This is a genomic window from Streptomyces olindensis (assembly GCF_040645895.1).
GTDB classification, from domain to species: Bacteria; Actinomycetota; Actinomycetes; order Streptomycetales; family Streptomycetaceae; genus Streptomyces; species Streptomyces olindensis.
Genome location: NZ_JBEYZD010000118.1, coordinates 1 through 14,814 on the forward strand (window position 1 = coordinate 1; position 14,814 = coordinate 14,814).

Consider the following 14,814-nt stretch of genomic DNA (forward strand, 5'->3'; position numbering starts at 1 on the left):
CCGACGGGCTGGCGTCCGCCGACCGCCCGGCGTCCGCCGACGGGCTGGCGTCCGCCGACCGCCCGGCGTCCGCCGACGGGCTGGCTTCCGCCGACCGCCCGGCGTCCAGCGATGGGCTGGCCTCCGGCGACCGCCCGGCGTCCAGCGATGGGCTGGCTTCCGGCGACCGGCTGGCCTCCGGCGACGGGCTGGCTTCCGGCGACCGCCCGGCGTCCAGCGATGGGCTGGCTTCCGGCGACCGGCTGGCCTCCGGCGACGGGCTGGCTTCCGGCGACCGCCCGGCGCCCGCCGACGGGCTGGCCTCCGGCGACCGCCCGGTCTCCGCCGACGGGCTGGCCTCCGCCGACCGCCCGGCCTCCGCCGACGGGCTGGCCTCCGCCGACCGCCCGGCCTCCGCCGACCGCCCGGCCTCCGCCGACGGGCCGGCCTCCGCCGACCGCCCGGCCCCCGGCGAGGCGGCGGAGCGAGCCGTCGTGTGGAGCCACGGTCTTCTCGACGCCGACGAGCGCCGGCTGCTGCGGCGACTCGCCGTGTTCCTGCGCGGGTTCGACGCCGCGTCGGCCCACGCGGTCGCGGCCGGCGACGGCGCTCGCCCCGCCGACACCGCCGCGCTCCTCGACCGGCTGGCCGCCCGCGCCCTCCTGGTCCGTGGTCCCGGCACCGGCCTCTGGCGGATGCCGCCTGCGGTCCGCACGGTGGCACTGGAACGGCTCACCGCCGAGGGAGAGGCGGCACCATGCCGCGCCCGCCACCTGACGTGGGCCACCACCACCGCCACGGAACTGGTGCGCGCCACGGACGCGGAGGCCCGCACCGACCAGCCCGGCGAGCCCTGGCACGCCCGTTTCGACCGGCTCGCCGACGACCTGCGTGCCGCACTGGACGGCGCCGGCCCGCACCCCGCACCCGAAGCGCACCGACTGGCCCGGGCCCTGGCCCGCCTCTGCTACGCCAGGCAGTTCCTCGTCGAGGCCCGGGGGCACTTCCGGACGGCCGGTGCCCTCGCGCCCGACCCCGCCGAGGCGGCGGCCGACGTGCGGGCGGCGGCCGACGTGGCCATGGCCGAGCACCGCGGCGACCTGGCCTACCCCTTGCTGCGCGCGGCGGCCGAACACGCGGCCGCCGCGGGCGACACGGCCGCGCAGGCCGTCGCGCTGTCCTTCGCCGCCTGCATCGGCAGCCGATTCCCCGCCACGTTCACCGACCTCCTGCCGCACGAGGAGCTGCGCGCCCTCCTGCACGAGGCGAAGCGCCTCGCGCCGCCGGGGGACCGGCTCGTCGCCGCCTACGTGGCGGCGGCCGAGGCGTGGAACGCGACCGGCCAGAAGACCGCCCCGGACGCGGACCTGGCCCACGCGGCACTGGACGCCGCGCGGGCCGCCGCCGACCCGGTGCTGATCGCCGGCGCCATCGACGCGGTGTGCAGCGGCCACGGCGTCACCGGCCGGTTCCGCGAGGCGCACCGGCTGAGCGACGAACGGCTGCGCCTCTTCGACCGGCTGCCCCGGCACGATCCCCGGATCGGCCTGGAGATCATCGACACCCTGCACGTGGTGCCGCTGGTCGCCGTCGCCGCCGGCGACCTGCCCCGCGCCGTGACGGCGGCACGCCGCGCCTGGGACGACCCGCTCAGCGGGCTCTACATGCGCGCCAGCAAGAGCGTGGCACCGCTGGCGCTGTCGGGCCGGTTCGACGAGGCACTGGCCTACGCGGACGCCATGTGGGACGGCTGGCAGCGCGCCGGCCGGCCCACCGCCCGCTGGATGGCCCCGGCCGTCCACGCCGCCGCCCTGGTCCACGGCCTGCGCGGCGGCGCCGGGGACGTCCGGCTGCACCAGGAGTGGCGGGACCGCGCCCGCCGCATGGCCGAGCCCTGGGACCCGCACGGCATCGCCGCGAGCTTCGCCGCCTTCGCCGAGGCCCGGATCGCCCTGCACAGGGGGGCTCCCGACCCCGCCCTCGCCGTGGACCTCACGGCGGTGCCGCCCTGGCCGCGCGCGACGCACCAGTTCTACGACGCCTACTCCTGGGCCGTCGCCGCGGAGACCGCCGTGGCCGCCGGGCTCCCGGACGCCCACGAGCGGCTCGCCGCCGCCGCGCCCGCAGGCGCCGAGAACGCGTGGGCCGCCGCCTGCCTCGCCCGCGCGGCGGGCCGGCTGCACGGCGACCGGGACGCCCTGCGGGAGTCGCTCGCGGGCTGGGAGCGCATCGACGCCGCCTTCGAACGCGCCTGCACGCTGCTGCTGTTGCCCGACCGCGCCGCCGAAGGCCGCGCCCAACTGGCCTCCCTGGGCTGCCGTCCCCCGGCGGATCTTGAAAGGATCGTCCGATGACGACTCCACCACCCGAGGCGACCGTCTTCGGCCGGCTCCGGGCCGGCGGTGCCGAGCAGGTGCTGTTCGGCCACGACGCCCGCACCGGCCTGCGATCCGTCATCGCCGTCCACGACACCACGCTCGGCCCGGCGCTGGGCGGCGTACGCATGCACGCCTACCAGGACGAGAACGCGGCGCTGGACGACGCGTTGCGGCTGGCCCGGGCCATGACCCTGAAGGCCTCGGCCGCCGGCCTCGGCCTCGGCGGCGGCTGGAGCGTGGTCATCGGCGACCCGGCCCGCGACAAGACGGAGGAACTGCTGCGCGCCCACGGCCGGTTCATCGCCACCCTCGGCGGCCGCTTCATCCCGGTCAACGACATCGGTACGACCCAGGCCGACATCGAGGTGATCGGACGCGAAGCGGCACCCGTGTGCGACAGCGGGGACCCGTCGCCCATGACGGCGCTCGGCGTGCTGGAGGGCATCCGGGCCTGCCTGCGCGCCACCGGCGGCGACGGCGACCTGGCCGGGGTGCGCGTGTGCGTCCAGGGCGTGGGCAACGTCGGCTCGGCGCTCGCCGCCCTGCTCGCCGCCGAGTCCGCCGAACTGGTCGTCGCCGACACCGATCCCGCCCGGGCCGCCGCCGTGGCGGAACGCCACGGGGCGCGCGTCGTCGACCCGGCGGACGCGGCCCGCACCGAGTGCGACGTCCTCGCGCCCTGTGCCATGGGCGCGGTGGTGGACGACGCCACGCTGCCCGGGCTGCGCTGCCGGATCATCGCCGGCGGCGCCAACAACGTCCTCGCCCGGCCCGGGCACGCCGCCGCCCTGGCGGAGCGCGGGATCCTGTACGCCCCCGACTTCTGCGTGAACGCCGGCGGGCTGGTCTTCCTCGAGGAGCAGATCCTGGGGCACGACCGCACGACGGCCGAACAGCGGGTACGTCAGGTCGGCGTACGGGTGGCCGAGGTGATCGACCGGGCGCGACGCACGGGCGTCACGACCACCGAGGCCGCGGTCGCACTGGCCGAGGCGCGGCTGCGGACGGCCGCCCGGGACGGTGCCGTCAGCATTCGATGATGTTGACCGCCAGACCCCCGCGGGCCGTCTCCTTGTACTTCACCGACATGTCCGCGCCGGTGTCCTTCATCGTCTTGATGACCTTGTCCAGGGACACCTTGTGGGAGCCGTCACCGCGCATCGCCATCCGCGCGGCGGTGACGGCCTTCACCGCGGCCATGCCGTTGCGCTCGATGCAGGGGATCTGGACGAGGCCGCCGACCGGATCGCAGGTGAGGCCGAGGTTGTGCTCCATGCCGATCTCGGCGGCGTTCTCGACCTGCTCGGGGGAGCCGCCGAGGACCTCCGCCAGCGCGCCCGCCGCCATGGAGCAGGCGGAGCCGACCTCGCCCTGGCAGCCGACCTCGGCGCCGGAGATGGAGGCGTTCTCCTTGAACAGCATGCCGATGGCGCCCGCGGCGAGCAGGAAGCGGACCACGCCCTCCTCGTCGGCGCCGGGTACGAAGTTCACGTAGTAGTGCAGGACCGCCGGGATGATGCCGGCCGCGCCGTTGGTGGGGGCGGTGACGACCCGGCCGCCGGCCGCGTTCTCCTCGTTCACGGCCATCGCGTAGAGGGTGATCCACTCCATGGAGAGGGCCAGCGGATCTCCCTCGGAGCGCAGCTTGCGCGCGGTGTTGGCGGCCCGGCGGCGCACCTTCAGACCGCCCGGCAGGATGCCCTCGCGGGACATGCCGCGCGCCACGCACGCCTGCATGACCCGCCAGATCTCCAGCAGGCCCGCGCGGATCTCCTCCTCGGTGCGCCAGGCCCGCTCGTTCTCCAGCATCAGCGCCGAGATGGACAGGCCCGTGTCCTCGGTCAGGCGCAGCAGCTCGTCGCCCGTGCGGAAGGGGTACTTGAGGACGGTGTCGTCGAGTTTGATGCGGTCGGCGCCGACCGCGTCCTCGTCGACGACGAAGCCGCCGCCGACCGAGTAGTAGGTCTTGGTCAGCAGCTCCGCGCCCGAGGCGTCGTACGCCCACAGGGTCATGCCGTTCGCGTGGTACGGCAGGGCCTTGCGGCGGTGCAGGACCATGTCGTCGTCGAAGGAGAACGCGATCTCGTGCTCGCCGAGCAGGTTCAGCCGGCCGTCGGCCTTGATCGTCTCGACCCGCTCGTCGGCCGTCTCCACGTCCACGGTGCGCGGCGAGTCGCCCTCCAGGCCGAGCAGCACCGCCTTGGGCGTGCCGTGGCCGTGTCCGGTCGCGCCGAGGGAGCCGTACAGCTCCGCGCGGACCGAGGCGACGGACTCCAGGAGCTCCTCGTTGCGCAGCCGCCGGACGAACAGGCCGGCCGCCCGCATCGGGCCGACCGTGTGGGAGCTGGACGGGCCGATGCCGATCGAGAACAGGTCGAAGACCGAGATGGCCACGGGGGAACTCCTGACTACGGGGGTGGTGCAGAGGGGGTGGGTGCCGCGCCCGCTTGTGGCCGGCGCGGCACCCGAAAGGTTTCTTCGTTATGTGGCCGGACCCGGGTTACTTGTCCAGACCCGGGTACAGCGGGTGCTTGTCGGCCAGGGCCTTCACCCGGGCCTTGAGGGCCTCCGCGTCGTAGGACGGCTTCAGCGCCTCGGCGATGACGTCCGCGACCTCCGCGAAGTCCTCCGCCCCGAAGCCGCGGGTGGCCAGGGCCGGGGTGCCGATCCGCAGACCGGACGTCACCATCGGGGGACGCGGGTCGTTCGGGATCGCGTTGCGGTTGACGGTGATGCCCACCTCGTGGAGGCGGTCCTCGGCCTGCTGACCGTCCAGCTCCGAGTGGCGCAGGTCGACCAGGACCAGATGCACGTCCGTGCCGCCGGACAGGACGTCCACGCCCACGGCCCGGACGTCGTCCTTCACCAGACGCTCGGCCAGGATGCGGGCACCCTCCAGCGTACGGCGCTGGCGGTCCTTGAAATCCTCCGAGGCGGCGACCTTGAAGGCGACGGCCTTGGCGGCGACCACGTGCTCCAGCGGACCGCCCTGCTGACCGGGGAAGACGGCGGAGTTGATCTTCTTGGCCAGTTCGGCCGTGGAGAGGATCACACCGCCGCGCGGTCCGCCGAGGGTCTTGTGGGTCGTGGTGGTGACCACGTGCGCGTGCGGCACCGGGTTGGGGTGCAGCCCGGCCGCGACAAGACCGGCGAAGTGCGCCATGTCGACCATCAGGTAGGCGCCGACCTCGTCCGCGATCCGGCGGAACTCGGCGAAGTCCAGCTGCCGCGGGTACGCCGACCAGCCGGCGACGATCAGCTTCGGCTTGGACTCCTTGGCGAGGCGCTCCACCTCGGCCATGTCGACCCGGCCGTCCTCGCCCACGTGGTAGGCGACGACGTCGTAGAGCTTGCCGGAGAAGTTGATCTTCATGCCGTGGGTCAGGTGCCCGCCGTGGGCGAGGTTCAGACCCATGATGGTGTCGCCCGGCTTGAGCAGCGCGAACATCGCGGCCGCGTTGGCCTGGGCGCCCGAGTGCGGCTGGACGTTCGCGTGCTCGGCGCCGAACAGCTCCTTGACGCGGTCGATCGCGATCTGCTCGACCACGTCGACGTGCTCGCAGCCGCCGTAGTAGCGGCGGCCCGGGTAGCCCTCGGCGTACTTGTTGGTGAGGACCGAGCCCTGCGCCTCCATGACCGCGACCGGGGCGAAGTTCTCCGAGGCGATCATCTCCAGCGTGGACTGCTGGCGGTGCAGCTCGGCGTCGACGGCGGCGGCCACGGCCGGGTCGAGCTCGTGCAGGGGGGTGTTCAGGACGGACATACGGCTACGACTCCTCAGCCGGCGGAGAACGCGGTGTACTCGTCGGCGGAGAGCAGGTCGCCCGGCTCGTCCGTGACCCGCACCTTGAACAGCCAGCCGCCCTCGAAGGGGGCCGAGTTCACCAGCGACGGGTCGTTCACGACGTCCTCGTTGACCTCGGTGACCTCACCGGAGACCGGGGAGTACAGGTCGGACACCGACTTGGTCGACTCCAGCTCGCCGCAGGTCTCGCCCGCGGACACCGAGTCACCGACCTCGGGAAGCTGGACGAACACGACATCGCCGAGCGCGTTGGCCGCGTGCTCCGTGATGCCGACCGTCGACACGCCGTCCTCGGCGGCCGACAGCCACTCGTGCTCCTTGCTGTAGCGCAGCTGCTGGGGGTTGCTCATGGCCTGGATTCTCCTGTACGCGCGGGAGTGCTGTGGAAGGGGGGACTGCTGGTGAGCTGGGACGACGGGCACAGGGGCGCTGCCGCGGCCCTCCGGCCAGTGTCTACTTCTGGCGCTTGTAGAACGGCAGCGCCACGACCTCGTACGGTTCGTGGCTGCCCCGGATGTCCACACCGACACCGGCCGTGCCCGGCGCGGAGTACATGGCGTCGACGTAGGCCATCGCGATGGGCTTGCCCAGCGTGGGGGAGGGGGCCCCGGAGGTGACCTCGCCGATCACCTTGCCCTCGGCGACGACGGCGTACCCGGCGCGGGGGACCCGGCGGCCTTCGGCGATCAGGCCGACCAGGACGCGCGGCGGCTCGTGGTTCGCGTTCTCCGCGGCCTCACGCAGGGCCGCGCGGCCCACGAAGTCGCCCTCCTTCTCGAACTTCACCACCCGGCCGAGACCGGCGTCGAAGGGCGTCAGGGAGGTGCTCAGCTCGTGCCCGTACAGCGGCATGCCCGCCTCCAGGCGCAGCGTGTCGCGGCAGGACAGCCCGCACGGGACCAGTCCGGCGCCCTCGCCCGCCTTGGTCAGGGCCTGCCACAGCTCGACGGCGTGCTCCGGCTTCACGAACAGCTCGAAGCCGTCCTCGCCGGTGTAGCCGGTGCGGGCGATCAGGGCCGGGACACCGGCGACGGTGCCGGGCAGACCGGCGTAGTACTTCAGCCCGTCGAGGTCGGCGTCGGTGAGGGACGCGAGGATCCCGGGGGACTCGGGGCCCTGGACGGCGATCAGCGCGTAGGCGTCCCGGTCGTCGCGCACCTCGGCGTCGAAGCCGGCGGCACGCTCGGTCAGCGCGTCCAGGACGACCTGGGCGTTGGAGGCGTTGGCGACGACCATGTACTCGGTCTCGCCGAGGCGATAGACGATCAGGTCGTCGAGGATGCCGCCGTCGGCCCGGCAGATCATGGTGTAGCGGGCCCGGCCCGGCTTCACACCGCCGATGTTGCCCACCAGGGCGAAGTCGAGGAGGGCGGCGGCCTGCGGCCCGGTGACGGTGATCTCGCCCATGTGGGAGAGGTCGAAGAGGCCGGCCCTCGTGCGCACGGCGGTGTGCTCGTCGCGCTCGGAGCCGTAGCGCAGGGGCATGTCCCAGCCGGCGAAGTCGGTCATCGTCGCGCCGAGCGAACGATGCAGGGCATCGAGCGCGGTGTGACGGAGTTCTCCTGTACTGCTCACGGTCGGTCGTCTCCCAGGGCAATGACGGGCGAGGTCGTTCCTCCCCATCTGTCATCGGAACCTGAGAGGTTCGCCATGACCACACGGGACACGGCTTGCACCTTGGGTGGAGCCGCCGGTGGGCGGCCCGCTTTTCAGATGTGCCTCGCCCGCGCGGTAACGGGGCCTGAGAGATTCAAGGGAGGGACTTGCTCCTTCGGCGCCCCAGCGTCAGCGGTGCTGGGAACTCTCCCGCGCGGATTCAAACGGCCGGTATGCAGTTGGCGCGCACATCATTGCACGCATCCTTCCGGCGCGGCAGGGGGACCTTTCCCAGGGAGTGCACAGCGTCCCCCGCGCCGGACACAGCGACCCTCAGCACCCTGTAGCAGCCCTGTTGCAGGACGAGGACCGAAACGAGAGCCTTCGGCATTACCTTCTCTTTACACTCGGCGGGGATGGGACTCGTACCTGGCCCCAGGGGAGGACGATCACGGTGAACAGGACCACGGCGTACGCCACGACCACGGGCATCGCGCTGCCCGAGCAGCCGGCCGCCGCACCGGCCCGGGCGGCCTGCGGCCCGGTGCCGGCGCCGGTCGTCCGCGATCTGCGCGACCGCGCCGGCCGCGGCCCGCGCGCGCTGCTGTTCGGCCCTCGCGACCTCGTCGTGGTCACGGGCCTGCCCGGCAGCGGCAAGTCCACGCTGATGCGGCGCACCGTGCCGGGCCCGCGCGTCGACTCCCAGGACACCCGCGACCGCTGGGACCGCCGCATGCCGCGCTTCCTGCCCTACGGGGTGTACCGCCCGCTCGTCCGCCTCGCCCACTACGCCGGGCTGCGCCGCGCTCTGCGCAGCGGCGAGGGGGTCGTCGTGCACGACTGCGGCACGCAGGCGTGGGTCCGCCGCTGGCTGGCCCGCGAGGCCCGCCGCCGGGGCGGCACCCTGCACCTGCTCCTCCTCGACGTCACCCCCGAACAGGCCCTGGCCGGCCAGCGCGACCGCGGCCGCGGCGTCTCGCGCTACGCGTTCCTGCGCCACCGCGCGGCGACCACCCGCCTGCTGCGCGCCGTGGAACAGGGCGAACTGCCCTCGGGCTGCGGCTCCGCGATCCTCGCCGACCGCGACGCGGCGAACACCCTGCACAGCATCACCTTCACGACCTGACCACGGCGCGGCCCATGCACGAGGTTCCGTTCCTGGGCCGTCTGCCGGTCGGGCCACGCGCAGGGGTTCCAGGGCCGTCCGCCGGCCGGGCGGAGCGCGTGGGGCCGGGGCCGTCCGTCGGTCGGGCGGAGCGCGTGGGGCCGGGCTGTGTGCTGGTCGGGCGGAGTGCGGGCGGCCGGGGCCGTCCACCGGGCCGGCTCTGCGTAGGGCCAGGGCCAGGGCCGTTTCGCCGGTCGGGCGGAGTGCGTGCGGCCGGGCCGTCCACCGGGCCGGCTCTGAGTAGGGCCAGGGCCGTCCGTCGGTCGGTCGGGCGGAGCGCGTGGGGCCGGGCTGTCTGCTGGTCGGGCGGAGTGCGTGCGGCCGGGTCGTCCGCCGGGCCGGCTCTGCGTAGGGCCAGGGCCGTCCGTCGGCCGGGCGGGCGGAGCGCGTGGGGCCGGGCTGTCTGCTGGTCGGGCGGAGTGCGTGCGGCCGGGTCGTCCGCCGGGCCGGCTCTGCGCAGGGCCAGGGCCGTCCGTCGGCCGGGCGGGCGGAGCGCGTGGGGCCGGGCTGTCTGCTGGTCAGGCCATGCGCGTGCGGCCGGGTCGTCCGCCGGCCCGGCTCTGCGCAGGGCCAGGGCCGTCCGTCGGCCGGGCGGGCGGAGCGCGTGGGGCCGGGCTGTCTGCTGGTCGGGTGGAGTGCGTGCGGCCGGGTCGTCCGCCGGGCCGGCTCTGCGCAGGGCCAGGGCCGTTCGCCGGTCGGGCCGGGCGCGTGGGCTCGGGGCCGTCTGCCGGTCAGGCGGAGCGCATGGGGCGGGGCCGTCCGTCGGTCGGGCCGGGTGCTTCGGGTCCGGCCCTGCACCCGGCAGCCCGCGGCCGCGCCCCCGGGCCCCCCGTCCGCCGTTACGGAGCCGCTAGCCTTTGGGGCACAGCAGTGGTTCCAGGCAGGCGGTAGGCAGATGGACTTCCCGGCGGACTTCTCCGCGGACTTCCCGGCGCAGACGCAGACCCACCCGCACGGCGGATGGCCCGGCAACGAGCTGGAGGAGGTGCTCTCGGCCTCCCTCGGCGCCGGGCCGTCCGCCGGCGGGCGGATCGTCGAGGTGCTCGGCCGGAGTTTCGTGTGGATCCCGCTGCCCAACGGCGGCGGCCCGCACAGCGGCCCCCTCGACCTGCCCGGCATCGAGATCGACGGCCAGGCGTACGTCCCGGTGTTCAGTTCCGAGGAACAGTTCCGCCAGGTCGCCGGCTCCCACATGCCGTACACCATCGCCCCCGCCGTGGAGTTCGCCCGCGGCCTGCCCCCGCACGCGGGCATAGCCGTCAACCCGGGCGGTGTCGTCGGCATCCCGCTCCCCCCGCCCGCCGTGGCCGAGCTGTGCCGGGCCGGCCGGACCCCCCTGGACGGCCCCGCGAGCGGCGGCCGGGTCCGCCTCTTCGAGCCCGACTGGCAGGACGACCCGGTCGACTTCCTCGCCGCCGCCTCCGCCGAGTTCGAGGCGGCCGGCGTCGTCCTCACCGCCCGCCGCTGCCTCGCCGCCATCGAGACCGCCGACCCGGTCATGTTCGTGGGCGTCGAACTCTCCCAGTGGGAAGGCGACCTGCGGGCCCTCCCCCTGGAGGCCCTCACCCGCGCCGTCACCGCCTCCCCGGCGCCCTGGCCCGTCAACCTCGTCCTCCTGGACGTGGCGGAGGACCCGGTGGGCACCTGGATGAGGGACAGGGTCCGGCCCTTCTACCAGCGGTAGGTCAGTACCCCAGGGGCGCGGGGAACCGCGCGAGAACCTCACACGGCCCGCGCCCGCGAACCGGCACCAAGCCCCGAGCTCCCGGGCGGGCTTAAGCTAGGTCACGGTCGAGGCGTTGTACGAAGGGGCGGTAAAGGTGAGCGCGAGCGGCACGGCCGCGGCCGGACAGGTCGAGCACATGCTGCGCCAGGTCACGCCCGGGCGCTACGACGCCTACGAGGCACTCCTGCGCGCGCTCGCGACCCCGCACACCGGCCAGATCTGGATGCTCCTGTGGCACGGCCAGGCCGGCTCCCCGGACGCCCAGTACGGAAACATGGAGGTCGACGGCTACGGCTACGCCCCCTGTGTCACCTCCGCGCAGGAGCTGTCGGCCAGCGGCTGGAACCGCTCGTACGAGGTGGTCGACGGCGTCGACGTCGCCCGCGCCCTCTACCCCGACCACTACGGCCTCTGGCTCAACCCGCACGCCCCCGGCGGCGGCGTCGGCATCCCCTGGCTCGACCTGCGCCGGATCGCCACGGGCCTGGACCGCCAGCCCGCGGGACCGCTGCGGCTGTCCGAACCCGCCATCGAGATCCCGCAGTTCTACGCCCTGCTCGCGCAGAACGCCCACCGCACCCCGGCCGTCCGCTCGCTGCGCCGCGCCTGGGTGCAGCCCGCGCTCGGGGCGCCGTACCTCGCCATCGGACTGGATGTGTACGACGCCTCGCCGCAGGCCGTGGATTCGGTGCGCGCGATGATGCAGCAGTCCCTCGGCGCCGTACCGGACGGGCTGCCCGTCTCGACCGTCGCGATGTCCGACGAGCACGACCCGGTCGCCATGTGGCTGCGCGCGAGCGCCCGGCCCTTCTACGACCGCGAGGCCCACGCCACCGCCCCCGTCCAGGCCCCGGCCTCGGGCTACGGCTACCCGCCGGCGCAGGGCCGGTACTGATCTCCCGGAGTCGTCCGGAACCCCTCGCAAGAGCGAGACGCAAAAGCGAGAGGCGTTCAGCTCTCCGCGCGTAGATCGGGGCGAATTGGATGCCTCTGCCCTACTATGCCCCTGACACTGCGCGTCCGACCCGCGTTACCCGTTGTCCGGATAACGGAACCCCCCAGACAGCATCACGTTTACGCATCCTTTCACCGCCAAGTCTGGCAACAGATCGCCAAAGCGTTGAAGACTCCCCGCAAGACACGGGCCGGGTCGGTCTCGTGTACGAGACAAACAAAACCGCTACAGCGGCAGCCAGGGGCTCGGCGATCGCCGGCCCGAGAGGGGTCAATCGCACCGTGACCGCACCCATCGAGACCACCGGGGCGGAAGCCGGAGCACAGCCCGAGGCCGTGCTCTCCGGGGTCAAGAAGAGCCAGATCGAGGGGCGCTCGCTCAGCCAGATCGCCTGGATGCGCTTCAAGCGGGACAAGGTGGCGATGGCGGGAGGCATCGTCGTCGTCCTGCTCGTGCTGATGGCGGTGTTCTCCAAACCGATCCAGTGGATCTTCAACCTCGATCCCAACAAGTTCAACCAGGACCTCATCGACCCGGCGCTGCTGGCCCCCAAGGGCGGCTGGGGCGGCATGAGTTGGGACCACCCGCTCGGCGTCGACCCGCAGTACGGCCGGGACATGCTCGCCCGCATCATCGACGGCTCCTGGGTCTCCCTCCTCGTCGCGGGCGGCGCCACGCTGCTGTCCGTGTGCATCGGCACCGTGCTCGGTGTCATCGCCGGCTACTACGGCGGCTGGATCGACAGCGTCATCAGCAGGCTGATGGACACCTTCCTCGCCTTCCCGCTGCTGCTCTTCGCCATCTCGATCTCGGCCTCGGTGCAGGACGGGTTCTTCGGTCTCGACGGCCTGCCGCTGCGCATCTGCGTGCTGATCTTCGTGATCGGCTTCTTCAGCTGGCCGTACATCGGCCGCATCGTGCGCGCCCAGACGATGACCCTGCGCAAGCGGGAGTTCATCGAGGCCGCCACGAGCCTCGGGGCACGCGGCCCGTACGTCCTGTTCCGGGAGCTCCTCCCGAACCTCGTCGCGCCGATCCTCGTCTACGCGACGCTGATCATCCCGACGAACATCCTGTTCGAGGCCGCGCTGAGCTTCCTCGGTGTCGGTATCGCTCCGCCGCAGGCCTCCTGGGGCGGCATGCTCAGCAACGCTGTGGATCTGTACACGGCTGATCCGCAGTACATGTTCGTGCCCGGACTGGCGATCTTCATCACCGTCCTGGCCTTCAACCTGCTGGGTGACGGGCTGCGTGACGCCCTCGACCCTCGCAGCAAGTGATCCATCGAATGAGGGGGCTTCCTCAGGTGAAGACGAGAAGGGTGACCGCCGGCGTTGCGTCGGTCCTGGCACTGTCGCTGGGTGCTGCCGCGTGCGGCGGCGGTGGTGACGACAACGACGGGGGAGGCAACGGCAAGAAGGACGCCGCGCTGAACTCGATCGTCAACGCGTCGGACAAGAAGGGAGGGACGGTCACGTACGAGCACTCGGACGTGCCGGACTCCCTCGACCCGGGCAACACGTACTACGGCTGGGTGCAGAACTTCTCCCGCCTCTACGGCCGGACGCTCACCACGTTCAAGCCGGCGGCGGGCAAGGAAGGCCTGGAGGTCGTGCCCGACCTCGCCGAGTCCCTCGGCAAGTCCAGCCCGGACGCCAAGACCTGGACGTACAAGCTGCGTGCCGGTGTGAAGTTCCAGGACGGCACCCCGGTGACGTCCAAGGACGTGAAGTACGCCATCGAGCGCTCCAACTTCGCGCCCGAGGCCCTGTCCAACGGCCCCACGTACTTCAAGGCCTACCTCGAGGGTGGCGACAAGTACCAGGGTCCGTACAAGGACAAGTCCGCCGAGGGCATCAAGTCCATCGAGACGCCGGACGACCGGACGATCGTCTTCAAGCTGAAGCAGCCGTTCGCCGACTTCGACTACCTGGCGACGTTCTCCCAGACGGCGCCGGTGCCGAAGGCGAAGGACACCGGTGCGAAGTACGTGCAGGCCATCCAGTCCACCGGCCCGTACCAGTTCCAGTCCTACGAGGAGGGCCGCAGCGCCACCCTCGTGCGCAACAAGCAGTGGGACCCGAAGACGGACCCGATCCGCAAGGCCCTGCCGGACAAGATCTCGATCAAGTTCAAGGTCAACCCGGTCACGGTCGACAACAACCTGCTCTCCGACAAGATCACGGCTGACGCGGCCGGCACCGGTGTGCAGCCGCAGACCCAGCCGAAGGTGCTGCGCGGCAAGCTCGCCAACCAGACGGACAGCTCCTACGCGGGCGCCACGCAGTACATCGCGCTCAACGTCAACGTGAAGCCGTTCGACAACGAGCACTGCCGCAAGGCCGTCCAGTGGGGTCTGGACAAGCAGTCCGTCCTGGACGCGATGGGCGGCTCGCCGAAGGGCGACGTGGCGACCACGCTGCTGCCGCCGTCGGTCAACGGCTACACCAAGTTCGACACCTACGCGACCGAGGGTCACAAGGGTGACGTGGCCAAGGCCAAGGCGGAGCTGAAGGCCTGCGGTCAGCCGAACGGCTTCAACACGATCCTCACCGCCCGCTCGGACCGGCCCGCCGAGGTCGCTTCCGCCACGGCCGTCCAGGCGTCGCTGAAGAAGATCGGCATCAACATCGAGATCAAGCAGTTCCCCTCCGGCAAGTACTTCTCCAACTTCGCCGGTGTCCCGTCCTACGTCCACCAGAACAAGCTCGGCATGCTCTCGATGGCGTGGGGCGCCGACTGGCCGACCGGCTACGGCTTCCTCGACCAGATCGTCAACGGTGCCGCCATCAAGCCCTCGGGCGGCAACAACCTGATGGAGCTGGACGACCCGAAGATCAACAAGGCCCTGACGGACGCGATCGCCAACACCGACGACGCGGCCCGCACCAAGGCCTGGGGCGACATCGACAAGATGGTCCTCGACAACGCCTCGGTCGTCCCGCTGATCTACCGCAAGAACCTGCTGCTCCGGCCGACGTCCGCGACCAACGTCACGGTCACGCAGGCCTACCTCGGCATGTACGACTACCTGCTGATGAGCTCCTCGAAGTAATTCAGCAGGCCGGATCCTTTCGAAAGGCAGGTGAAGGCACCGGGTGGCCGCGGCGGACGACCGAGCCGTCGCTCCAGCTCGTGGGCGAGGGCGGTGCCGATGCCCTGGAAGCGCTCGTGGCCGAACTTGTCGATCGCGCCCTTGCCGTAGTCCAT

General features: G+C 72.6%; 11 protein-coding genes, 1 pseudogene and 2 riboswitches. Of the genes and pseudogenes, 7 read left to right on the plus strand and 5 right to left on the minus strand.

Features of this window, described 5'->3' with window-relative positions; genetic code table 11:
* Positions 1 to 2,333: hypothetical protein (locus tag ABZ948_RS39110; RefSeq protein ID WP_359767894.1), on the plus strand; the 2,333-nt coding region annotated here is incomplete at its 5' end.
* The gene (locus ABZ948_RS39115; protein ID WP_359767895.1) at positions 2,330 to 3,397 is read left to right on the plus strand and encodes a Glu/Leu/Phe/Val dehydrogenase family protein; all 1,068 of its coding nucleotides are present in this window, start codon (positions 2,330 to 2,332) and stop codon (positions 3,395 to 3,397) included. The genes ABZ948_RS39110 and ABZ948_RS39115, both read left to right, overlap by 4 nt.
* Here ABZ948_RS39115 and ABZ948_RS39120 read toward each other — a convergent pair.
* The 4 genes from ABZ948_RS39120 to gcvT form a co-directional block, all read right to left on the minus strand.
* A complete protein-coding gene (locus ABZ948_RS39120; protein ID WP_359767896.1) occupies positions 3,384 to 4,751 on the minus strand; it encodes an L-serine ammonia-lyase in 1,368 nt (455 codons plus the stop codon). The two genes, ABZ948_RS39115 and ABZ948_RS39120, sit on opposite strands and share 14 nt — an antisense overlap.
* A 106-nt stretch (positions 4,752 to 4,857) precedes the next feature.
* Positions 4,858 to 6,120, minus strand: coding sequence for a serine hydroxymethyltransferase (gene glyA / locus ABZ948_RS39125; RefSeq protein WP_359767897.1), 1,263 nt, complete (start codon positions 6,118 to 6,120; stop codon positions 4,858 to 4,860).
* A 14-nt stretch (positions 6,121 to 6,134) separates the two neighbouring features.
* Positions 6,135 to 6,512: a glycine cleavage system protein GcvH gene (gcvH, locus tag ABZ948_RS39130; RefSeq protein WP_010041753.1), complete on the minus strand. Its 378-nt coding sequence runs from the start codon at positions 6,510 to 6,512 to the stop codon at positions 6,135 to 6,137.
* Between the two features lie 103 nt (positions 6,513 to 6,615).
* Positions 6,616 to 7,737, minus strand: coding sequence for a glycine cleavage system aminomethyltransferase GcvT (gcvT, locus tag ABZ948_RS39135; protein WP_359767898.1), 1,122 nt, complete (start codon positions 7,735 to 7,737; stop codon positions 6,616 to 6,618).
* A gap of 38 nt (positions 7,738 to 7,775) precedes the next feature.
* Positions 7,776 to 7,881: riboswitch (glycine riboswitch) on the minus strand.
* Positions 7,882 to 7,981, minus strand: a riboswitch (glycine riboswitch).
* 231 nt (positions 7,982 to 8,212) lie between these two features.
* On the opposite strand from gcvT, the gene ABZ948_RS39140 reads away from it, so the two are divergent.
* From ABZ948_RS39140 to ABZ948_RS39160, 5 genes are all read left to right on the plus strand, one after another.
* Positions 8,213 to 8,884: an AAA family ATPase gene (locus tag ABZ948_RS39140; RefSeq protein ID WP_359767899.1), complete on the plus strand. Its 672-nt coding sequence runs from the start codon at positions 8,213 to 8,215 to the stop codon at positions 8,882 to 8,884.
* 934 nt (positions 8,885 to 9,818) lie between these two features.
* Positions 9,819 to 10,607 carry an enhanced serine sensitivity protein SseB gene (locus ABZ948_RS39145; protein WP_359767900.1) on the plus strand — a complete coding sequence of 263 codons (789 nt, stop codon included), beginning with the start codon at positions 9,819 to 9,821 and terminating at the stop codon, positions 10,605 to 10,607.
* Between the two features lie 136 nt (positions 10,608 to 10,743).
* On the plus strand, positions 10,744 to 11,544 hold the full coding sequence (locus ABZ948_RS39150) for an enhanced serine sensitivity protein SseB C-terminal domain-containing protein (protein ID WP_359767901.1): 801 nt from the start codon (positions 10,744 to 10,746) through the stop codon (positions 11,542 to 11,544).
* A gap of 341 nt (positions 11,545 to 11,885) precedes the next feature.
* Positions 11,886 to 12,884: an ABC transporter permease gene (locus ABZ948_RS39155; protein WP_359767902.1), complete on the plus strand. Its 999-nt coding sequence runs from the start codon at positions 11,886 to 11,888 to the stop codon at positions 12,882 to 12,884.
* An 8-nt stretch (positions 12,885 to 12,892) separates the two neighbouring features.
* Entirely contained in the window at positions 12,893 to 14,659 is a 1,767-nt protein-coding gene (locus tag ABZ948_RS39160; protein WP_359767903.1) for an ABC transporter substrate-binding protein, read from the plus strand.
* 44 nt (positions 14,660 to 14,703) lie between these two features.
* Here the strand turns inward: ABZ948_RS39160 and ABZ948_RS39165 are convergent.
* A pseudogene (locus ABZ948_RS39165) lies at positions 14,704 to 14,814 on the minus strand (6-phosphofructokinase); the annotation flags it as partial.

What these genes read in the sequence shown, in the direction of transcription:
- ABZ948_RS39160 (WP_359767903.1), top strand. Translation starts at nt 12,893, where the DNA reads ATGAGGGGGCTTCCTCAGGTGAAGACGAGAAGGGTGACCGCCGGCGTT.
- glyA (WP_359767897.1), bottom strand. Translation starts at nt 6,120, where the DNA reads ATGTCCGTCCTGAACACCCCCCTGCACGAGCTCGACCCGGCCGTGGCC.
- ABZ948_RS39145 (WP_359767900.1), top strand. Translation starts at nt 9,819, where the DNA reads ATGGACTTCCCGGCGGACTTCTCCGCGGACTTCCCGGCGCAGACGCAG.
- gcvH (WP_010041753.1), bottom strand. Translation starts at nt 6,512, where the DNA reads ATGAGCAACCCCCAGCAGCTGCGCTACAGCAAGGAGCACGAGTGGCTG.
- ABZ948_RS39115 (WP_359767895.1), top strand. Translation starts at nt 2,330, where the DNA reads ATGACGACTCCACCACCCGAGGCGACCGTCTTCGGCCGGCTCCGGGCC.